The sequence below is a fragment of the Amycolatopsis sp. NPDC104587 genome, assembly GCF_055583645.1.
The window spans coordinates 1-18,314 of record NZ_JBVJNO010000029.1 but is presented as its reverse complement, the minus strand read 5'-3'; the positions used below and the strand labels follow the sequence as shown (position 1 = coordinate 18,314).

The following is an 18,314-nucleotide window of genomic DNA, read 5'->3' as shown; positions in this document are numbered from 1 at the left end:
GAACTCCAGCGTCCCTTGACAGCGACGCCGGCCTTGCGCATCCTGACACGTATCAGGGTTCCTTATATCCAGTCTTCCGGAGCTCCGCCGCGACCGCGAAGGAACTCCCGGTGTGGCAACAGGAACCCTGTCACCGGCGTGAAGGAGGCGACTGCCGTGACCCGCTCCCCCGGCCCGGCCGACTTCGGCCTGGGCAGCTGGCCCGCGCGGCGGGCCCGGATCTCCCCCGGCCGCACCGCACTCGTCGGACCGGACCGCACGTTGACGTACGCCGGGCTCGCCGACCGCGTCGAGCGGCTGGCCGGCGCGCTCGCCCGGCTCGGCGTCCGCCCCGGCGACCGCGTGGCCTACCTCGGGGTCAACGCCCTGACCGTGTTCGAGACGCTCTTCGCCACCGCGCGCTGCGGCGCCCTGTTCGTCCCGCTCAACTACCGGCTCTCCGGCACGGAAGTCCGGTACATGCTCGACGACAGCGGCGCCTCGGTGCTCGTGCACAGCCCGGACACCGACCCGCTCGTGCGCGACGCCGGCCCGCTGCCGGAGACCGTGCGGCACGTCCTGGCGACGGGCCCGGCGGGCGGGCTGGACTTCGAGGCGGAGCTCGCGGCGGGCGGGACCCCGCCGTCGGCCGGGGTCCGGCTGGAGGATCCCTGCCTGCTGCTCTACACCTCCGGCACCACCGGACGGCCGAAGGCGGCGGTGCTCACCCACGGGAACCTCACCTGGAACACCGTCAACCAGCTCGCCCACCTCGACGTCCTGGGCACCGACAAAGCGCTGTGCATCGCGCCGCTGTTCCACTGCGTCGGGCTGGGCCAGATCACGCTGCCCACACTGTTCAAGGGCGGCAGCGTCGAGCCGGTCGCGAAGTTCGAGCCCGGCGCGATCCTCCGCCGGATCGGCGAAGCCGGGATCACGAGCTTCTCCGCCGTCCCCACGATGCTGGAAATGCTGTGCCGGCACGAAGACTGGGACCGCACGGAGCTCGGCTCGCTGACCTGTGTGCTCTACGGCGGGTCGCCGGTCGCCGAACGCGTCGCCCGTGCCTGGCTCGACCGCGGGGTCAGGCTCCTGCAGGGCTACGGCATGACCGAAGCCGCGCCGGGCGTCTCCATGGCCACCCACGAAGGCACGCTCGACCACCCGGTCGCCGCCGGGGTGCCGCACTTCTTCACCGACGTGGCCGCGCTCGGCCCGGACGGCACGCCGGAACCGCTGGGCGGCTCGCCCGCCGAGCTGCTGGTGCGCGGCCCGCACGTCTTCGGCGGCTACTGGAGCCGGCCCGAGGAGTCGGCCGCGAGCTTCGCCGGCGACGAATGGTTCCGCAGCGGTGACGTCGTCCGCGTCGACGAGGACGGCTGGGCCCACGTCGTCGACCGGGTCAAGGACCTGATCATCTCCGGCGGGGAGAACGTCTACCCCGCCGAGGTGGAGGCGGCCGCGCTCCGGCTCGACGAGGTCGACGCGTGCGCCGTCGTCGGGGTGGCCGACGAACGCTGGGGCGAGGTCGGCGCCGCCTACGTCGTCCTGCGGCCCGGCGCGCGGCTGGACGCGCCGGCGTTCCGCGCCCACCTCGAGCGGCACCTCGCCCGCTTCAAGGTCCCGAAGCACGTGCAGTTCACCGAGGCGCTGCCGCGCAACGCCACCGGCAAGATCCGCCGCGTGGAACTGCGCGCCCGCGCCGCCGAAACCTTCCCGAACGGACCCGCATGACCACCGCTCTCCTGCCCCCTTCCCTGCGCCTGGAGCTGAAGGACGACGTCGCCGTGCTGTGGCTCTCGCGCCCGGCGAAGCGCAACGCGCTCGACGACGCCACCGTCCTCGGCCTCGAAGCGTTCTTCGGCGCGCCGCCGCCAGGCGTCAAGGCCGTGGTGCTCGCCGCGGACGGTGACCACTTCTCCGCCGGGCTCGACCTTTCCGAGCTGACCGAACGGGACGTCTTCGAGGGCCTGGAGCACTCGATGATGTGGCACCGCGCCTTCGAGCGGCTCGAACGCGGGCGCGTCCCGGTGGTCGCCGTGCTCCGCGGCGCGGTGGTCGGCGGCGGGCTGGAACTGGCGGCGGCCGCGCACATCCGCGTCGCCGAGCCGTCGGCGTTCTACGCGCTGCCGGAGGGCCAGCGCGGCCTGTTCGTCGGCGGCGGCGCGTCGGTGCGGGTGCCGCGGCTGATCGGCGCGCACCGGATGGCCGACCTGATGCTCACCGGCCGGGTCCTCGACGCCGACGAAGGCCACGCCGCCGGGTTGTCGCACTACCGCGTCGACGACGGCTTCGAGCACGCGCTCGGCCTGGCCCGGCGGATCGCCGCGAACTCGCCGGTCACGAACTTCGCCGTGCTGCAGGCGCTGCCCCGCATCGCCGAGGCCAACCCGGCCGAGGGCTACCTGATGGAGTCGCTGATGGCCGCCGTCGCCGGCGGCAGCGGCGAGGCGAAGGAACGGATGCGGGCATTCCTGGACGGCCGCGGCGGGAAGGTGGGCCGATGATCCTGCGCCCGGTCGCCCCCGACGTCCGCGAGACCACCGAGATCGGCCGCTACCTGAGCTGGCTCGCCGCCCGCGGCCACGCCTTCGACGACTACGCCGCGCTGCACCACTGGTCGGTGACCGACCTCGACGGCTTCTGGACGTCGATCAAGGACTTCTTCGGCGTCCGCTTCCACTCCGCCGCGTCGAGCGTCCTGCCGGACCGGCGGATGCCCGGCGCCGAGTGGTTCCCCGGCGCCACCCTCAACTACGCCGAGCACGCGCTCGGCGGTCCTGCCGACGAAGTCGCCGTCATCGCGTATTCGCAGACCCGGGACCGCGTCGAGCTGACGTGGGGGCAGCTGCGCGACCAGGTCGCGCGGGCCCGCGCCGGGCTGATCCGGCTCGGCGTCGGCCGCGGCGACCGGGTCGTGGCGTACCTGCCGAACATTCCCGAAACCGTCGTCGCCCATCTCGCGGTCGCCAGCGTGGGCGCGGTCTGGGCCTCCTGCGCGCCCGAGTTCGGCGCCCGCTCGGTGGTCGACCGGTTCGGCCAGATCGAACCGCGGGTCCTGCTGACCGTGGCCGGCTACCGCTACGGGAGCAAAGACGTCGACCGCCGCGCGGAGGTCGCCGAGATCCGCGCCGGTCTGCCCACCGTCGAGCACGTCGTCCACGTCCCCTACGGCGACCACGACCTCCCGGGCACGCTCGCCTGGCGCGACCTGCTCACCGAGAGCAGTGACATCCGGGCCTTCGGCCCGAGCCGGGGGCTCCGCCACCCAGAACCCCCGAAGGCGTGCGTGCCCGGGTTCGAGCCGGTCGGCTTCGCGCACCCGCTGTGCGTGCTGTTCTCCTCCGGCACCACCGGCAAGCCGAAGGCGATCGTGCACGGCCACGGCGGGATCCTGCTGGAGCACCTGAAAAATCACGGCCTGAGCTGGGACCTGCGCCCGGGCGACCGGATGCTGTGGTTCTCCACCACCGCCTGGATGATGTGGAACGCGCTCGTGTCGGGGCTGCTCACCGGCGCGTCGGTCGTGCTCGTCGACGGCCACCCGCTGCACCCGGACCTGGCCTGGCAGTGGCGGCTCGCCGCCGAGACCCGCGCGACGCTGATGGGCGCGAGCCCGGGCTTCCTGATGGCGTGCCGGAAAGCGGGCCTCGACCCGGCCGCGTCGTACGACCTGACCGCGCTCCGGCAGATCGGCGCGGCGGGCAGCCCGCTGCCCGCCGAGGGATACCACTGGGTGCGGGAGGTCTTCGGACCGGACGTGCTGCTCAACGTCGGCAGCGGCGGCACGGACGTGTGCGGCGGGATCGTCCAGGGCGGCCCGCTGCAACCGGTGCTGGCCGGCGAGATCTCCGGGCCTTGCCTCGGCGTCGCCGCGAAGGCGTTCGACGAGCACGGCGCCGAACTGACCGGGGAGCTCGGCGAGCTGGTCATCACCGCCCCGATGCCGTCCATGCCGGTCGGGTTCTGGGGCGACACCACCGGTTCGCGGTATCGCGAAACGTACTTCGACGCCTATCCCGGTGTCTGGCGCCACGGCGACTGGATCCGGTTCTCCCCCGGCGGCAGTTGTGTCATCACCGGCCGCTCGGACGCCACCCTCAACCGCGGCGGCGTCCGGCTCGGCACCGCGGAGTTCTACGCCGTCGTCGAGGAGCTGCCGGAGATCGACGACTCGCTCGTCGTGCACCTCGAAGACCCCGCGGGCGGCCACGGCGACCTGCGGCTCTACGTCGTGCTCCGGGACGGCGCGGTCCTCGGCGATCCCTTGCGCCGCAAGATCGTCACGGCGTTGCGCGGCGCGCTGTCGCCCCGGCACGTGCCGGACACGATCACCGCCGTCCCGGTGGTCCCCCGCAACCGCACCGGGAAGAAGCTGGAGCTGCCGGTGAAGAAACTGCTGCTCGGCGCCCGGGCCGAGGACGTCGTCGGCCGGGACGTGCTGGCCGATCCCGCCGCCCTCGACCCGTTCGGGGCGCTCTCGTGAGCACCGTCGCGGTGGTCGGCACCGGTGTCATCGGCGTGAGCTGGGCGAGGCTGTTCCTCGCGCACGGCCTCGACGTCGTCGCGACCGATCCGGCGCCCGATGCCGAAGAGCGGCTGCGCAGTGCGCTCGAAGGCGCGGATCGGCTGCGGTTCACCGCCGACGCCGGTGAAGCGGCCGCAGCCGCGGACTTCGTGCAGGAAAACGGTCCTGAGCGCGAAGACGTCAAGCATGCGCTGTTCGCCGTCCTCGACGAAGCCGCGCGGCCGGACGTGGTCCTGGCGAGCAGCTCGTCCGGGCTGCTGCCGAGCGTGATCGCGCGCGGCTGCCCGCGCCATCCCGAGCGGGTCGTGGTCGGGCACCCGTTCAACCCGCCTCACCTCATCCCGCTCGTCGAGGTCGTGCCGGGCCGCGAGACCGCGCCCGAGGTCGTCGACCGGGCCGTGGAGTTCTACACCTCGGTCGGGAAGCGGCCGATCCGGTTGGCACGCGAGCTGCCCGGGCACGTCGCGAACCGGCTCCAGGCCGCCCTGTGGCAGGAGGCCTACTCGCTGGTCGAACGCGGGGTCGCGACGGTCGCCGACATCGACACGGCGATCGCGTACGGGCCCGGCCTGCGCTGGGCCGTGCTCGGCCCGTTCCTGAACCAGCACCTCTCCGGCGGCGCGGGCGGGCTGGCGCACGTCCTGCGCCACCTCGGGCCGCCCACCGAAGAGTGGTGGCGCGACCTCGGCCGCGTCCACCTGACCCCGGAGCTCGCCGAGACGCTCGTCGCCGGGGTCGACGCCGAGCTGGCCGGCGCCGACGAACGTTCCCTCGTCGCCGCGCGCGACGCCGTCCTCGACCACCTGCTGGCCGCCAAGGCCGCGCAGCCCGACCTGCCCTGAAGCCGGAGCTCCCATGGACCTTTCCGCACTGACCGCCATCGACGTCCACACCCACGTCGAACAGGACGGCCACGGCTGCTTCGCGCTCGACCAGGACCTGCTGGACGCGTCCGCGAAGTACTTCCACGCCGGCCAGGACCGCACGCCGACGGTCGCCACGATCGCCGAGCACTACCGGGCCCGGAAGATGGCCGCGGTCGTCTTCACGGTGGAAGCGCCGGCCGCGACCGGGCACCCCGCGCTGTCGAGCGAGGAGATCGCCGACGCGGCCGCCGAGCACCCGGACGTGCTCATCCCGTTCGGCTCGGTCGACCCGCACGCCGGGAAGGCCGCCGTGCACCGTGCGCGGCGGCTGGTCACCGAGCACGGCGTGCGCGGGTTCAAGTTCCACCCGAGCCTGCAGGCGTTCGAACCGAACGACGTCCGCCACTACCCGCTGTACGAAGCGATCGCCGGGCTCGGTGTGCCGGCGCTGTTCCACACCGGGCAGACCGGGATCGGCGCGGGCCTGCCCGGCGGGCACGGCATCAAGCTGCGGTACTCGAACCCGATGCTGCTCGACGACGTCGCCGCCGACTTCCCGGAGCTGACGATCATCCTGGCGCACCCCTCGGTGCCGTGGCAGGACGAAGCGATCTCGGTCGCGACGCACAAGGCGAACGTCTACATCGACCTGTCCGGCTGGTCGCCGAAGTACTTCCCGCCGCAGCTGGTCCGCGCCGCGAACACGCTGCTGAAGCGGAAAGTGCTGTTCGGCTCCGACTTCCCGGTGATCACCCCGGACCGGTGGCTCGCCGACTTCGCCGCGCTCGAGATGAAGGACGAGGTGCGGCCGCTGATCCTCAAGGACAACGCCGTCCGGGTGCTCGGGCTGGCCTGAACGTTTGCCCGGTCCGTCCGCGGGCATCCGGGCGGTATGGCCGAAGGCGACGTGCACACCTACTTCGAAGACGGGCTCTGGAAGAACCGCGTCGAGGGTGGCGTGCGCGCGTCCAACACCTCGCCGCGGCGCACCGACGCCGTGCTGTCCGGCCGGCTGATCGCGAAGAAGCGGCGGGTCGGGCACGTGGTCCACACCCCGGAGGGCGACGTCGAGACCGAGCGCAACTACCGCTGAACCTCGACGCTGCCGGCGAGCCACGCCCCGCGCCGGGCCGGCACGGTGATCTCCTCGAAGTCGTCTTCCGGCGGCAGGAGGACCAGGAGCACCCGGCCCGCGCTCCGGGCGAGCTCGGTCCACGCCGCCGGGGGCCGGCCGGCGGTCACGGACCGGTCGTGCGCCAGCACCGTCGCCGTCTCCGGGTCCCCGCTGAGCTCGAGGCGGCACTGGACGCTGAACGGCCAGAGCCCGCTGCGCCACTCCCACGGCGCGGGCAGCGTGAGGCCGGCCGGGACGAGCAGCCGGAAGAGGTTCAGGTGGTCGAACGGGTCGTCCGGCTGCAGGAAGAGCGCCGGGTGGGTCACCTGGCCGTCATAGGTCAGCAGTTCGAACAGCGCTCGGCACGGCAGCGGGTGGGCCATGGCGGTCTCCTCCGGCGAAGAGGACCGGATACCCGCCGTCGGCGCCGACAACCGGATTCCACTGTGGACAAAAATCCGCTCCCGCTCGGCGAAGGCTGGGGGTTACCTGCGAGCGGAAGCGGACATCCGTTACAACGCGCGGAAAGCGGTGGTGTTCCCGGACGTGACGCAGGTCCCTCACCCGCGGGCCAGCACGGCCCAGACGGTCTTGCCGCCCGACCAGGCGCGGCTGCTCCCCCACGTCCGGGAGACCTTCGTGACCATCCGCAGGCCCAGCCCCGTCTCGATCAGGTCGAGCCCCTCGCGCAGCACGGCCGGGCGCGTGCTTTCGTCGGCCACCTCGACACTCAGCCGTCCGCACCGCAGGTCGAGCCGCAGCCGCGGCACCGAATCGGTGTGCCGCAGGGCGTTCTCGACGAGCTCGGTCGCGACCAGCTCGGTGTCTTCGGCCAGCTCGGGCACCCGCCACTCGGCGCAGGTCGCCCGCACGAACCGGCGGGCGCGCGCCGAGGCGAACGGCGACCGGGCGACCAGCCTCGCGGCCAGCCGCCGCACGGGCCGGGCCAGCGCGGCTTCCGCCGTGGGGACGTCCGGGTGGACGAGCAGGCGCCGGTCCAGCGCCGCCCGGTGTTCCGGGCGTCCGGTGACGACGGCGACGGGGACGGCCGGCCAGTCCCCGACCCGCAGCGCCACGAGCAGGAACACCCCCGCCGGCTCGGGGTCGGGGATGTCGAGGTCGCGGATGTCGATCAGCAAGCCGTCGGCCGCCTCGGCCGCGATCTTCAGCAGGCCGTCGCGGACCTGCGGGTAGGTGGTCCGGTCGAGCACCCCCGTGACCGAGGCCGTCGTCGTCGCGCCGTGGTGGGGAACGACCCGCACCGAACTCCGCCGGGCAAGCATCGGTGACCAACCTCCTCGTGGCCGGAAAACCCGGCCACCCGGTCGAATATCCGGTTCGGAACCGCTCAAACACGGTCGTTTCGGCGGTGCCGGCGTGGGGTATCCACTGGGACAAAGGCGATCGCGACTTATGACGACGTTGCCGCGCTGCTCGATGGCTTGGACGAGAGCCCGTTGGCGAAGCTGTTCAGCTGACGCGTCACAAACGTAGGTATCACGTGGCGTGTTCCGTGAATGGGCGTTCTTGTGTCCCGGCGGAGGCGGTTCCCGCCGTGCTGAGCCGACCTTGGATCGGGTGCTCCGATGCGTGCCGGCAGGCGTCGTATCGGCAGCGGCGGCTCAGCCGGCCTTCCGGGCCACCAGCCGCTCGACCAGCCCCAGCTTGAACCGCTCCCGCCGCTCCACCGGCAGCCCCATCGCCTCGACCAGCTTCAGCGGCCGCCGGCGGAAGTGCTCGCCTGCCAGCGGCACGCTTGCCAGCTCCACCAGCCACTGCATCACCCGGACCGGCCAGACCGAAGACACCACGTGGTCGACCAAAACGAGCCGCCCGTCCGGGCGCAGGACGCGCGTCATCTCCGCCACCGCCGTCGCCGGGTCCGGGATCGCGCACAGGCCGAACGTGCACAGCACCGTGTCGAACGACGCGTCCGGGAACGGGAGCTCGTGCGCACTCCCCTCCCGCAGCGTCACCGGGCGATCGAGCCCGGCCGCCCGCGAACGGGCCAGCGCCAGCATTCCCGCGCTGAGGTCGAGGCCGGTGAGCTTCACCTCGGCCGGGTAGAACGGCAGGTTCAGCCCCGTGCCGACGGCGACCTCCAGCACCTCGCCCGAGGCCTGCGCGCAGGCCCATTCCCGTGAGTCGCCGAAGAGGCGGCGGTCCCAGACGCCCATCTCCGCGTCGTAGCTGCCGGACTTGCGGTCCCAGTACCGCCGCCACCGCTCGGCCTTCGCCATGCCCCCAGCCAACCACGCCGGGGAGCCGTCAGCCGAACATGCCGAGCTCGTACGAGCCGCCCTGCTGGTGCAGGATCACGCCGAGCCGGTTGGCCGCGTTCATCTGGGCGACCAGCGCGACCAGCGCCGCGGTCCGGTCGTCGTCGAAGTGCTTGCGCACCCGCGCCCAGGTGTCGTCGGAGACGCCGGGGGCGGCGTCGGCGATGCGGGTGCCCTCCTCGGCGAGCGCCAGCGCGGCCCGCTCGTCCTCGGTGAACACCGTGGCCTCGCGCCAGGCGGCGACCAGGTTGATCCGGACCGCCGGCTCACCGGCGCCGGCGAGCTCCTTCGTGTGGACGTCGACGCACCAGCCGCAGCCGTTGATCTGGCTGACGCGCAGCGACACCAGCTCCTGGACGACCTTCGGCAGCGACGACTGGACGATCGCCTGGCTCGCCGTGCCGAACCGCTTGGCGAACTTGAGGCCGATCTCGTTGTCGGTCAGGGTGAAACGGGGTTCCATGGTTCGTCCTCATTCATCGGGAACTCGACGACCACGAGATGCCGGGCCACCCCGGTTCCGTGACAGTGACGCCCGTCACCGTCACACCGCGCGCGCCGCCGGCATCTGGTGGGAAACTCCGCGGCGACCCGAAGAGGAGCCACCCCATGGCCGACCCCGCCACCGACGCGTTCCTCGCGCACCGCAACCTGCTCTTCACCGTCGCCTACCAGCTGCTCGGCTCGGCCGCCGACGCCGAGGACGTCCTGCAGGAGACCTGGCTGCGCTGGACGGGCGTGACCCTCGCCGACGTGCGCGACCAGCGCGCCTACCTCGTCCAGATCACCACTCGCCAGGCACTGATGCGGCTGCGGACGCTCGGCCGCCGCAAGGAGTCCTACGTCGGCCCGTGGCTGCCCGAGCCGCTGCTGACCGCGCCCGACGTCGCCGAGGACGTCGAGCTGGCCGACAGCGTGTCGATGGCGATGCTGCTGGTGCTCGAGACGCTCACGCCGGCCGAACGGGCGGTTTTTGTGCTGCGTGAGGTGTTCGACCTGGCCTACGAGGAAATCGCCGCGACCGTCGGCAAGAGTCCGGCCGCGGTCCGCCAGATCGCCCACCGGGCCCGCTCGCACGTTGCGGCGCGCCGGCCGCGCGGCGCCGTCTCCCCGGCCGCGACCCGGGACGCGCTCGCGGCGTTCCAGCACGCGGTGGAGACCGGCGACCTGCGGCAGCTGCTCGGCATCCTCGCGCCGGACGTCGTGTTCCTCGGTGACGGCGGGGGCATCGTGCCGGCGGTGCTGCAGCCGGTCGTCGGGGCGGACGAGGTCGCGCGTGCGCTGACCGCGGGCGTCCGCAACTTCGCCGCCGGCTCGCTGCGGGCGGCCGACGTCAACGGTTACCCGGCGCTGATCCTCCGCCTCGACGGCGCGGTCGACACCGTGCTGGCCGTGCGCCTCGACGAAGGGCTCATCACCGGGCTGTACGCCGTGCGCAACCCCGAGAAGCTGTCACGGCTGGAAGCGGAGACGACACTACGGCGCTGACCGCGCGTCGAGCGCCGCCCGCAGCCGCAGCCAGGTCGGTTCCGGGTCGAGCGCAGCCGGCACCTGCTCGAGGTCGTCCTCATCGGACACCTCGGTGGTCGCTGTCAGGAACTCGGCCACCACCGCGGCACCGGGATCGGGCTCGGCGGCCTTGCCGAGCACCACCAGCTCGTCTCCCGCGACGGCGACCAGCCCGCCCGTCCCGGTGGCGGCCAGGGCGGTCACCGGCGAGCCGGACACGGTGTGCTCGACGGTCGTCCCACCGTCGAGGTCGATCCCGAGGAGCGTCCCGTCCGCCGCGCCGATCCACAGCGCGCCGGCGCCGAACGCGACCGCCCGCCGCGGGCCGGGATCCGTCGCCAGGACCCGGCGCAGCGACGGGAACTCGAACACCTGGAGCAGGTCCTCGTAGGCGTTGCCGGTGATCGCGAGGTACCGCCCGTCCGGGCTGAACATCGGCGGCCCGTAACCGTCGACGTCGAGGATCAGCGCCCGGCTGCGAACCCCCGACCCCGCACCGGGCTCGGCGAACACGACGAGGGTGGCACCCTGGTCACTGCGGAGCGTGGCCAGCAGTCCCCCGGCGGGGTGTGCTGCCACCCCGGTGTCCCACCGAGGCCCGGCGGTGAGCGCGCCGGACCCGAGGTCGAGGACGTCGGACCGGTTCCAGGCGGTCGGCTCCTCGCTCGACGACGGCGACGCCCACAGCGCACGGCCGTCCGGCGCGAACGCCAGGCTGTGGTACGCCGAGGAGTCCACAGTGGACATCCCGGCCGGGGTCCACCGCCGGGTGCCCTCCTCGTTCGCCACCACCAGCACGGGTTCGCCGGGATGCCAGGCTGCCGCAGGGGCCCGCCAGTGCCGTTCCCACGGCTTGGCGGCGTCGTAGGCGGCGGTGTCGGCGCCGATCGTGGCGAGCACACCGCCCTCGTAGTCGAGAACGTGCACCGCCGGGCGGTCGTCGTCGAGGCAGGCGAGCAGGGGCAGCCGCGGGTGGGCCAGCACTCGTTCGACCGGGTGCCCGGCCGGAACGCGAGCCGTCGTCTCGAGGGTCACCCCGCCAACCTAGCGGTGTTTCTCCTTGAGGCCCTTCGCTTTCACGCCCACCAGGACGCTGCTGCCGTCGAAGGCCGGCGCCGGCATCGCGGCCGCGGCCACCAGCCAGCTCACCGCCGCGTGCCACCGCCGCTCCAGCGTGCGGTCGGAGTGGCGGCCCACCGCCAGCATCACGACGCCGCGATGGGCGTCGACACCGGGATCGACCCCGACCTCCTCACTAAGGCTTCGGCCGCCTGCGAAGACGCCCTCGGCCGCCCGCTGCACAGCATGGTCGCCCGCGCCGGCTTCGCGTTGGCACCGAACCAGGAGAACCCGTGACCGTCATCGTCGAGGACCGCGGACCCGTCCGCGTCCTGACCCTGGACGCCGACCGCGAGGTGCGCGCGGTGGTGCTCACCGGCGCCGGCCGCGGCTTCTGCGCCGGAGCCGACCTCAGCGAGTTCTCCTCCCTCACGCCCGAGCACGCGGCGCGGCGGTCGGCGCCGGGCCGGCGCGGACATGGTCGTCGCCGGGACCGACCTGAAGTTCGGCTATCCCGAGCTCAAGCACTCGATCGTCCCGGCGCTCGTGATGACCGGGCTCGTCCGGCACTTCGGCCGCAAGCCGGCGTTCGAGCTGGTCAGCACCGGACACCTCCTCACCGCCACCGAGGCCTTCGAGCACGGCCTGGTCAACCGCGTCGTTCCGCCGGACGACGTGCTGCCCGCCGCCTCGCGGTGCGGTGACTGCGTTACCTTGCGGGCGTGTTCCAAGACTTCAACTTCAAGCTGGTCGTCGTCGACAAGCTGATGTACCAGGACAAGATGCTGACCCCGGCGTTCCGCTTCGCCGACCTGGTCCCCGGCGGCGACCCCTGGCTGCACGCCTACCACCGGGGGCTCGCCTACCAGGTGCAACCCGAGGCCCGCGAGTACTTCGAGGCCCTCGAGATCAGCCCCGCGCTGCTGGCCACGATCGACGAGCTGATCCTCGACGGCGGCCTCTCGGTGTACCAGGAATGCAGCCCGGTCTGGGACGGCGAGGACGACCTGTTCGACATCACGTCGCTGGCCGACCTCGCCCTGCTCCCCCACCTGCGCCGGGTGGTCAACTCGGAGTTCCTGGGGCCGCTCCGCGCCGAGCTGGCGTCGCACGGCGTCGAAGCGGCCTAGGAGCGCTCACTCCGTGGCGGTCGCCGCCGCCACGATGACCTCCGCGACCACCTCCGGCTGGGACACCGCCACCGCGTGGGAGGCGTCGATGTGCCGGACCGTCGAGGACGCGCGCTCGGCCATGAACTCCTGGGCCTGGGCCGGGATCGCGTTGTCCTGGTTGGCCACCAGCGTCCACGAGGGCAGCTTCGTCCACGCCGGGGTGCCTTCGAACGGGGCGGCCAGAGCCTGCTGCGCGACCGGGCGCTGGGTCACCGCCAGGACCGCCGCGGTGGCCGCGGGGACGTCGGCGGCGAAGACATCGGCGAAGTCGGCCGGCTTGATGGACAGCTCGGGCTCGCCCTTGTGGACCAGGACGTCCGTGGTCTCCGGGCCGAGCTTGGCGCCCGGGTAGCGGCCGGACAGCTCGAAGACGCTCTCGCCCGCGTCGGGCTGGAACGCGGCGATGTAGACCAGCGCCCGGACGTTCGGCGTCTCGGTCGCCGCCCGCGTGATCAGCGCGCCGCCGTAGGAGTGGCCGGCCAGGACGACCGGGCCTTCGACACCCTTGACGACGTCGGCGACGTACGCGGCGTCGGACTCCACGCCGCGCAGCGGGTTGGCCACCGCGACCACGGGATAGCCCTGTTCCTGCAGCCTCGAAACGACGCCGGTCCAACTGGAGGAGTCGGCGAACGCGCCGTGGACCAGGACGACGGTGGGCTTGCTCATGGCTGGCTCCTTAGAGAGAATGATCGGTCTTTCTGCTAGCTACTCTGGCGCGCCGGTCTCCCGGACGCAATGTGACGAAGCCGATCTGGCAGAACGATCAGTCTTTCTCTATGCTCGCGGGATGAAGTCCGGCGAGGTGCACCCGAAGGACCGGCTGCTCGCGACCGCGTCCCGGCTGTTCTACGCCGAAGGCATCCACGCGGTGGGAGTCGAGCGCCTGGTGTCGGAGGCGTCGGTCACGCGGGCGACGTTCTACCGGCACTACCCGACCAAGGACGACCTGGTGGCGGTCTACCTGACGGCGACGAGCCGTCAGATCCGCGCGGCTGTCGAAGCGGTGAGCGCGGGCAAGCCGCCGCGGGAGGCGCTGGCCGCGACACTGGGCGTCGTCGGCGACGCGACGTGCGGACAAGACTTCCGCGGCTGCCAGTTCCTCAACGCGGCGGCGGAGTTCCCCGACCCGGACCACCAGGTCCGCCGGGTGATCGACGACCACCGCACGTGGTTCTTCGGCGTGCTCCACGACCGGGCGGCGGCCGCGGGCCACCCGGACCCCGACCACGCGGCCCGCGTGCTGGTCCTGTTGCGGGACGGCGCTTTGCACGGCGGCGAGCTGGACGACGCGGAGACGGTGCGCGCGACGTTGCACCGAGCGGTGGAGGACCTGCTCCCCGCCTGAGCCAGGGGGTATCAAGCCTTCCGACCTGCGTGAACCCGGCGAAACTAGGCCGAACGGGTTACCTTGGGCGCGGAGGAGGTCGCGCATGGCTGAGCACGAGGTCCCGGCCTGGGTCGAGCCGATGCTGGCCAAGGCCGACGGCGGCCGGCTCCGCAGCGGCCCGGAGTGGGCCTACGAGTACAAACTGGACGGCTACCGCGCGGCCATGCGGATCGGCCCGGCCGGCACGACCGTGCTCACCAGCCGCAACAACATCGACTTCACCGCCGAGTTCGCCGACCTCGCCGGCGTCCTCGCCCCCGCGCTCGACGGCCAGGCCGCCTACCTCGACGGCGAAGTCGTCGTCTACGGCGAAGACGGCCGGATCGACTTCGAGCTCATGCAGGAACGCCGTGGCCGGTACGTCCGGCACCAGAGCGCCACCGTGGCCAAGCCGTTCGACGACCTCCCCGTCCGGTTCCTCGCCTTCGACCTGCTCCGGCTCGGCGACCGCGACCTGCTCAAGGCGCCCTACGACGAGCGCCGCAAGCTGCTGGAAAGCCTGCCGATGCCCGATCCGTACCGCGTGTCCGTCGTCCGCGCGGTGACCTTCGACGAGCTCGACGCCGACCGCCGCACCCCCGCCGACTTCCTCGCCCACGCCGCGTCCGCCGGCTACGAAGGGGTCGTCGCGAAGCTGCGCAGCTCGGCCTACGTGCCCGGGCAGCGGCCGGACTCCTGGCTCAAGCACCCGCTGATCCGGACGCAGGAGGTCATCGTCTGCGGCTGGCGGCCCGGCCAGCGCAGCTTCACCGGCACGCTCGGCGGCCTGCTGCTCGGCGCGCACGACCCGGACTCCGGCGACCTGGTGTACATCGGCGACGTCGGCACCGGTTTTTCCCAGGCCGCGCGCGCCGATCTCGTCGAGCGGCTGGCACCCCTCGAACGCCGGACCCACCCGTTCGTCACGACGCCGCCGCGCGAAGACACCGTCCGCGCCCGCTGGGTCGAGCCGCGGCTGGTCGGGGAGATCGTCTTCCGGCAGTTCACCCGCGCCGGGCGCGTGCGCCACACCGCCTGGCGCGGCCTGCGGGCCGACAAGAAGCCCGACGACGTCCTCGCGCCGCGGGCGGTCCCCGTCGCCGACCCGCCACCCCCACCGCCCGAGCCGGCCGGTCAGCGGATCACCGTGCAGGCGGGCAACCGCCGGCTGACGCTGTCCAACTTGGACAAGGTGCTCTACCCCGCCGACGGGTACACCAAGGGCGAGGTGATCAACTACTACTCCCGCGTCGCGCCCGTCCTGCTGCCGCACCTCGCCGGGCGGCCGGTGACGTTCATCCGCTACCCCCACGGCGTCGGCGGCGAGAAGTGGTTCGAGAAGAACGTCCCGAACGGCGCGCCCGGGTGGCTGCGCACGGTGCGCCTGCCGAGCACCGGCTCCCGCGGCAGCGGCGGCACGATCGACTACGCGCTGCTGGAGGAGCTGCCGGCGCTGGTGTGGGCGGCGAACATGGCCGCACTCGAACTCCACGTTCCACAATGGACGGTCGTCGGCGCCGAAAGGCAGCCGCCGGACCGCCTGGTGTTCGACCTCGATCCCGGCCCGGGCACCACGATCGTCGACTGCGCCCGCGTCGCCGAACGGCTGCACGACGTCCTCGTCGCGGACGGGCTCACGCCGTACGCGAAAACGTCCGGCTCCAAGGGAATGCAGCTGTACTGCGGCGTCCGCACCGACGATCCCGCGGCGCCGTCCGCGTACGCCAAGAAGCTCGCCCAGCGGCTGGCGCGGGAGACGCCCGAGACGGTCACCGCGGTGATGGCCAAGGCGCAGCGGAGCGGCCGGGTGTTCATCGACTGGAGCCAGAACAACCCGGCCAAGACGACCGTCGCGCCGTACTCGCTCCGCGGGCGCGACCACCCGACGGTGTCGACGCCGATCACGTGGGACGAGGTCCGCGCCTGCCGTCACGTGCTGCGCCTGACGTTCACCGCGGACGAGGTCCTCGACCGCGTCGGCGAGCTCGGTGACCTGCTGGTGGGCCTGGACGAGCACCGCGCGCCGCTGCCTTAGCCGCTCGGGCGGGAGGCTGCCCCGGCGAACCTCGGAGTCACCTGACACCGGCTGTCGCGGGCCGTCCCCCGTCCGGGGTGCGGACGATCCCGATCGTGGGGCCGGTGCGGGTGACGGACCACCGCGCGCACGGTCGCCGCTGGGCCAGACGGGCAAGGCCCGCGGAGCGCGAGTGAAGCTCCTTGTCCAGCGGAAACACTCCTCGCTAGCGTCGACGGCGAGGGGACGACACCGGGGTGCCCGGCGATCCCCTTGCCTGCCAAGGAAAAGGACGAGGAGCTCGCTGATGACCGCTACCGACCAGCCCGTGACCCGCACCGCGTACCAGCAGTCGGTCGCCGACTACTGGAACGCGGAAAAGGATCCGGTGAACCTCCGGCTGGGCGACGTCGACGGTCTCTACCACCACCACTACGGGCTCGGCGACTACGACCCGGCCGTGCTCGAAGCGCCGGAGGCCACGCGCGACCAGGCGATCATCGCGGAGATGCACCGGCTCGAAACGGCGCAGGCCGACGTCCTGCTCGACCACCTCGGCCGGGTCGCGCCGTCGGACCGGCTGCTCGACGCCGGGTGCGGCCGCGGCGGCTCGAGCGTGATGGCCCACCAGCGTTTCGGCTGCCAGGTCGACGGGATCTCCATCTCCGAGCAGCAGGTGCGGTTCGCGAACGAGCACGTCCGGCAGCGCGGGATCGACGGCTCGGTGCGCTACCACCTGCGGAACATGCTCGACACCGGCTTCGAGTCCGGGATCTTCCAGGGCATCTGGAACAACGAGAGCACGATGTACGTCGACCTGCACGAGCTGTTCGCCGAGCACGCGCGGCAGCTCAAGCCGGGCGGCCGGTACGTGACCATCACCGGGTGCTACAACGACGTCACCGGCGGCCGGTCGCGCGCGGTGAGCCAGATCGACCAGCACTACATCTGCAACATCCACGCCCGCGGCGACTACTTCAAGGCGTTGTCCGACAACGGTTTCGTCCCGATCAACGTCGTCGACCTGACGGCGGCCACGATCCCGTACTGGGAGCTGCGGGAGCGGTCCTCGGTCGCCACCGGCGTCGAGAAGCCGTTCCTGACCGCCTATCGCGAAGGCAGCTTCCACTACCTGCTCATCGCCGCCGACCGCGTCTGAGGCAGGGGGCGGTCACGAGGGAGACGACCATGACCGGAACCGCACCCGCGTGTCCACAGTGGACCACCGGCGGGGCCGCGGGGCTGCTGGCGGGACCGTTCGGCCTCGGGACGTCGGCGGCGCGGATCGCGACGCAGTTCGCGCCCGCGCCCGGGCAGGATCCCGCGTACGCGTACCTGCCGTGGGGTGACGGCAGCGCGTCGCCGTTGTACTGCCCAGTGGTGGGCCGCGTCGACGACGGTCTCGCCGGCGAGGTCGACCGGCGGCTGGTCGCGTGGGCCGCGGACTGCGGCTTCACGGGGGCGGGCCTGGACCAGATCGCCGGCGCCGGGTTCGGCCGGCTGGTGATGCTCGCCCACCCCGACTGCGACGACCCCGACCGCCTGCTCGTCGCCGCGCAGCTGAACGCGGTCTGGTGGGCGGCCGACGACTACTACGCCGACGACAGCACGCTGGGCGCGGCGCCGACCGAACTGCCGCCACGCCTGGCGCTCGTCATGGCGGCCATGGACCCCGTCGCGCCTGCCGGGGAGTTCTCGGCGCCCCTCGACGAAGCCCTGCGGGCGGACCCGATCCTCGTCGGGCTCCACTCGGCGGTCGGGCACCTGGGCCGGCACGGCTCCCCCGTGCTGGTGCAGCGGGTCTGCTACGCGACGTTCTCGATGTTCGTCAGCTGGGACGCCTACGCGGCGTGGCGCCACACCGGCCGTTACCCGCCCGCGTGGGAGTACCTGGCGGCCCGCCAGCACGACAGCTTCTACACCTCGATGACGCTCGTCGACGCCGTCGGCGGGTACGAGCTGGCCGCGCCGTTCTACTACGACCCGCGCGTGCGGGAGGCGATGATGCGGGCCGGGACGGCGTCGGTGCTGGTCAACGACCTGCATTCGGTGGCGAAAGACGCCGCCGACGAGAAGCCGGTCTGCAACATGGTGCTGCAGATCGCCGCGGACCGGGGCTGCCCGGTCGAGGAGGCGGTCGAGGCGACCGTCGAGCTGCACAACAAGATCGTCCACGAGTTCGAGGACGGCCACCGGGAGCTGATGGCCGTCCCGTCGCCGGAGCTGCAGCGGTTCCTCGTGGGTGTGCGTTCCTGGATGGGCGGCGGCTTCACCTGGCACGCCACCAATCCCCGTTACCAGTGACCCGTTCCGACCGAAGCAACTGATTGGGTGGTTCTCGCTGTGACTGTCACCGACCCGGTGGAGACCGAACAGGCGCCGTTGAGCCTCGGACGGGCCGCGGCCCGCACCCTGGCCACCACGA

The 18,314-nt window shown here is 72.6% G+C and carries 21 protein-coding genes and 1 pseudogene; 15 read left to right on the top strand and 7 right to left on the bottom strand.

The genetic code is table 11. The features are described 5' to 3' along the window. The first annotated feature begins 156 nt into the window (after positions 1-156). Genes ACZ61C_RS47345 through ACZ61C_RS47320 form a run of 6 tightly spaced genes read left to right on the top strand, consistent with a single transcriptional unit; the run spans position 157 to position 6,466 of the window. Positions 157-1,713, top strand: coding sequence for an acyl-CoA synthetase (locus ACZ61C_RS47345; RefSeq protein ID WP_465314570.1), 1,557 nt, complete (start codon positions 157-159; stop codon positions 1,711-1,713). After that, entirely contained in the window at positions 1,710-2,486 is a 777-nt protein-coding gene (locus ACZ61C_RS47340) for a crotonase/enoyl-CoA hydratase family protein (RefSeq protein ID WP_465314569.1), read from the top strand. The genes ACZ61C_RS47345 and ACZ61C_RS47340 overlap by 4 nt, the downstream gene beginning before the upstream one ends. Beyond that, on the top strand, positions 2,483-4,465 hold the full coding sequence (locus ACZ61C_RS47335) for an acetoacetate--CoA ligase (protein ID WP_465314568.1): 1,983 nt from the start codon (positions 2,483-2,485) through the stop codon (positions 4,463-4,465). The genes ACZ61C_RS47340 and ACZ61C_RS47335 overlap by 4 nt, the downstream gene beginning before the upstream one ends. Next, positions 4,462-5,349 carry a 3-hydroxyacyl-CoA dehydrogenase NAD-binding domain-containing protein gene (locus tag ACZ61C_RS47330; RefSeq protein ID WP_465314567.1) on the top strand — a complete coding sequence of 296 codons (888 nt, stop codon included), beginning with the start codon at positions 4,462-4,464 and terminating at the stop codon, positions 5,347-5,349. The genes ACZ61C_RS47335 and ACZ61C_RS47330 overlap by 4 nt, the downstream gene beginning before the upstream one ends. 13 nt (positions 5,350-5,362) lie before the next feature. Next, positions 5,363-6,229 carry a 4-hydroxyphenyl-beta-ketoacyl-CoA hydrolase gene (gene couO, locus ACZ61C_RS47325; RefSeq protein ID WP_465314566.1) on the top strand — a complete coding sequence of 289 codons (867 nt, stop codon included), beginning with the start codon at positions 5,363-5,365 and terminating at the stop codon, positions 6,227-6,229. 36 nt (positions 6,230-6,265) lie between these two features. After that, a complete protein-coding gene (locus tag ACZ61C_RS47320; protein WP_465314565.1) occupies positions 6,266-6,466 on the top strand; it encodes a DUF2188 domain-containing protein in 201 nt (66 codons plus the stop codon). Here the strand turns inward: ACZ61C_RS47320 and ACZ61C_RS47315 are convergent. From ACZ61C_RS47315 to ACZ61C_RS47300, 4 genes are all read right to left on the bottom strand, one after another. Continuing rightward, positions 6,457-6,870, bottom strand: a complete 414-nt coding sequence (locus ACZ61C_RS47315; RefSeq protein ID WP_465314564.1) for a hypothetical protein — start codon at positions 6,868-6,870, stop codon at positions 6,457-6,459. The two genes, ACZ61C_RS47320 and ACZ61C_RS47315, sit on opposite strands and share 10 nt — an antisense overlap. 177 nt (positions 6,871-7,047) lie before the next feature. Beyond that, the gene (locus ACZ61C_RS47310) at positions 7,048-7,770 is read right to left on the bottom strand and encodes an ATP-binding protein (RefSeq protein ID WP_465314563.1); all 723 of its coding nucleotides are present in this window, start codon (positions 7,768-7,770) and stop codon (positions 7,048-7,050) included. Positions 7,771-8,109: 339 nt separating this feature from the next. Further along, positions 8,110-8,727 (bottom strand): class I SAM-dependent methyltransferase, encoded by a 618-nt coding sequence (locus ACZ61C_RS47305; RefSeq protein ID WP_465314562.1) that lies wholly within the window; start codon positions 8,725-8,727, stop codon positions 8,110-8,112. A gap of 28 nt (positions 8,728-8,755) precedes the next feature. After that, a complete protein-coding gene (locus ACZ61C_RS47300; protein ID WP_465314561.1) occupies positions 8,756-9,229 on the bottom strand; it encodes a carboxymuconolactone decarboxylase family protein in 474 nt (157 codons plus the stop codon). A 146-nt stretch (positions 9,230-9,375) separates the two neighbouring features. On the opposite strand from ACZ61C_RS47300, the gene ACZ61C_RS47295 reads away from it, so the two are divergent. Then, positions 9,376-10,254: an RNA polymerase sigma-70 factor gene (locus ACZ61C_RS47295; RefSeq protein WP_465314560.1), complete on the top strand. Its 879-nt coding sequence runs from the start codon at positions 9,376-9,378 to the stop codon at positions 10,252-10,254. Here ACZ61C_RS47295 and ACZ61C_RS47290 read toward each other — a convergent pair. Continuing rightward, on the bottom strand, positions 10,243-11,310 hold the full coding sequence (locus ACZ61C_RS47290; protein ID WP_465314559.1) for a WD40 repeat domain-containing protein: 1,068 nt from the start codon (positions 11,308-11,310) through the stop codon (positions 10,243-10,245). The two genes, ACZ61C_RS47295 and ACZ61C_RS47290, sit on opposite strands and share 12 nt — an antisense overlap. Before the next feature lie 9 nt (positions 11,311-11,319). Continuing rightward, positions 11,320-11,484 carry a hypothetical protein gene (locus ACZ61C_RS47285; protein ID WP_465314558.1) on the bottom strand — a complete coding sequence of 55 codons (165 nt, stop codon included), beginning with the start codon at positions 11,482-11,484 and terminating at the stop codon, positions 11,320-11,322. 9 nt (positions 11,485-11,493) lie between these two features. Here ACZ61C_RS47285 and ACZ61C_RS47280 point away from each other — a divergent pair, with 9 nt between their 5' ends. From ACZ61C_RS47280 to ACZ61C_RS47265, 4 genes and pseudogenes are all read left to right on the top strand, one after another. After that, positions 11,494-11,631: a hypothetical protein gene (locus tag ACZ61C_RS47280; protein WP_465314557.1), complete on the top strand. Its 138-nt coding sequence runs from the start codon at positions 11,494-11,496 to the stop codon at positions 11,629-11,631. Next, a pseudogene (locus ACZ61C_RS47275) lies at positions 11,628-11,732 on the top strand (enoyl-CoA hydratase/isomerase family protein); the annotation flags it as partial. The gene ACZ61C_RS47280 and the pseudogene ACZ61C_RS47275, both read left to right, overlap by 4 nt. A gap of 79 nt (positions 11,733-11,811) precedes the next feature. Continuing rightward, entirely contained in the window at positions 11,812-12,102 is a 291-nt protein-coding gene (locus tag ACZ61C_RS47270) for an enoyl-CoA hydratase/isomerase family protein (protein ID WP_465314556.1), read from the top strand. Continuing rightward, positions 12,057-12,464 carry a DUF6892 domain-containing protein gene (locus tag ACZ61C_RS47265; protein ID WP_465314555.1) on the top strand — a complete coding sequence of 136 codons (408 nt, stop codon included), beginning with the start codon at positions 12,057-12,059 and terminating at the stop codon, positions 12,462-12,464. Before ACZ61C_RS47270 ends, ACZ61C_RS47265 begins: the two co-directional genes overlap by 46 nt. 6 nt (positions 12,465-12,470) lie before the next feature. On the opposite strand, the gene ACZ61C_RS47260 is transcribed toward ACZ61C_RS47265, so the two are convergent. Further along, the gene (locus ACZ61C_RS47260) at positions 12,471-13,175 is read right to left on the bottom strand and encodes an alpha/beta fold hydrolase (RefSeq protein WP_465314554.1); all 705 of its coding nucleotides are present in this window, start codon (positions 13,173-13,175) and stop codon (positions 12,471-12,473) included. A gap of 121 nt (positions 13,176-13,296) precedes the next feature. Between ACZ61C_RS47260 and ACZ61C_RS47255 the strand changes: the two genes are divergently transcribed. The 4 genes from ACZ61C_RS47255 to ACZ61C_RS47240 all read left to right on the top strand — a co-directional run bounded on the left by ACZ61C_RS47255 (position 13,297) and on the right by ACZ61C_RS47240 (position 18,193). Then, complete coding sequence (locus ACZ61C_RS47255) at positions 13,297-13,854, top strand: TetR/AcrR family transcriptional regulator (RefSeq protein WP_465314553.1); 558 nt, start codon at positions 13,297-13,299, stop codon at positions 13,852-13,854. A gap of 85 nt (positions 13,855-13,939) precedes the next feature. Continuing rightward, complete coding sequence (ligD, locus tag ACZ61C_RS47250) at positions 13,940-15,910, top strand: DNA ligase D (RefSeq protein ID WP_465314552.1); 1,971 nt, start codon at positions 13,940-13,942, stop codon at positions 15,908-15,910. Positions 15,911-16,196: 286 nt separating this feature from the next. Further along, a complete protein-coding gene (locus ACZ61C_RS47245; RefSeq protein ID WP_465314551.1) occupies positions 16,197-17,048 on the top strand; it encodes a geranyl diphosphate 2-C-methyltransferase in 852 nt (283 codons plus the stop codon). A gap of 29 nt (positions 17,049-17,077) precedes the next feature. Beyond that, entirely contained in the window at positions 17,078-18,193 is a 1,116-nt protein-coding gene (locus ACZ61C_RS47240; protein ID WP_465314550.1) for a family 2 encapsulin nanocompartment cargo protein terpene cyclase, read from the top strand. Positions 18,194-18,314 lie beyond the last annotated feature (121 nt).

Excerpts from the sequence above, each read along its gene's own strand:
- ACZ61C_RS47340 (WP_465314569.1), top strand. The coding sequence starts at position 1,710 with ATGACCACCGCTCTCCTGCCCCCTTCCCTGCGCCTGGAGCTGAAGGAC.
- ACZ61C_RS47335 (WP_465314568.1), top strand. The coding sequence starts at position 2,483 with ATGATCCTGCGCCCGGTCGCCCCCGACGTCCGCGAGACCACCGAGATC.
- couO (WP_465314566.1), top strand. The coding sequence starts at position 5,363 with ATGGACCTTTCCGCACTGACCGCCATCGACGTCCACACCCACGTCGAA.
- ACZ61C_RS47320 (WP_465314565.1), top strand. The coding sequence starts at position 6,266 with ATGGCCGAAGGCGACGTGCACACCTACTTCGAAGACGGGCTCTGGAAG.
- ACZ61C_RS47315 (WP_465314564.1), bottom strand. The coding sequence starts at position 6,870 with ATGGCCCACCCGCTGCCGTGCCGAGCGCTGTTCGAACTGCTGACCTAT.
- ACZ61C_RS47310 (WP_465314563.1), bottom strand. The coding sequence starts at position 7,770 with ATGCTTGCCCGGCGGAGTTCGGTGCGGGTCGTTCCCCACCACGGCGCG.
- ACZ61C_RS47305 (WP_465314562.1), bottom strand. The coding sequence starts at position 8,727 with ATGGCGAAGGCCGAGCGGTGGCGGCGGTACTGGGACCGCAAGTCCGGC.
- ACZ61C_RS47300 (WP_465314561.1), bottom strand. The coding sequence starts at position 9,229 with ATGGAACCCCGTTTCACCCTGACCGACAACGAGATCGGCCTCAAGTTC.
- ACZ61C_RS47295 (WP_465314560.1), top strand. The coding sequence starts at position 9,376 with ATGGCCGACCCCGCCACCGACGCGTTCCTCGCGCACCGCAACCTGCTC.
- ACZ61C_RS47280 (WP_465314557.1), top strand. The coding sequence starts at position 11,494 with ATGGGCGTCGACACCGGGATCGACCCCGACCTCCTCACTAAGGCTTCG.
- ACZ61C_RS47270 (WP_465314556.1), top strand. The coding sequence starts at position 11,812 with ATGGTCGTCGCCGGGACCGACCTGAAGTTCGGCTATCCCGAGCTCAAG.
- ACZ61C_RS47260 (WP_465314554.1), bottom strand. The coding sequence starts at position 13,175 with ATGAGCAAGCCCACCGTCGTCCTGGTCCACGGCGCGTTCGCCGACTCC.
- ACZ61C_RS47255 (WP_465314553.1), top strand. The coding sequence starts at position 13,297 with ATGAAGTCCGGCGAGGTGCACCCGAAGGACCGGCTGCTCGCGACCGCG.
- ligD (WP_465314552.1), top strand. The coding sequence starts at position 13,940 with ATGGCTGAGCACGAGGTCCCGGCCTGGGTCGAGCCGATGCTGGCCAAG.
- ACZ61C_RS47245 (WP_465314551.1), top strand. The coding sequence starts at position 16,197 with ATGACCGCTACCGACCAGCCCGTGACCCGCACCGCGTACCAGCAGTCG.
- ACZ61C_RS47240 (WP_465314550.1), top strand. The coding sequence starts at position 17,078 with ATGACCGGAACCGCACCCGCGTGTCCACAGTGGACCACCGGCGGGGCC.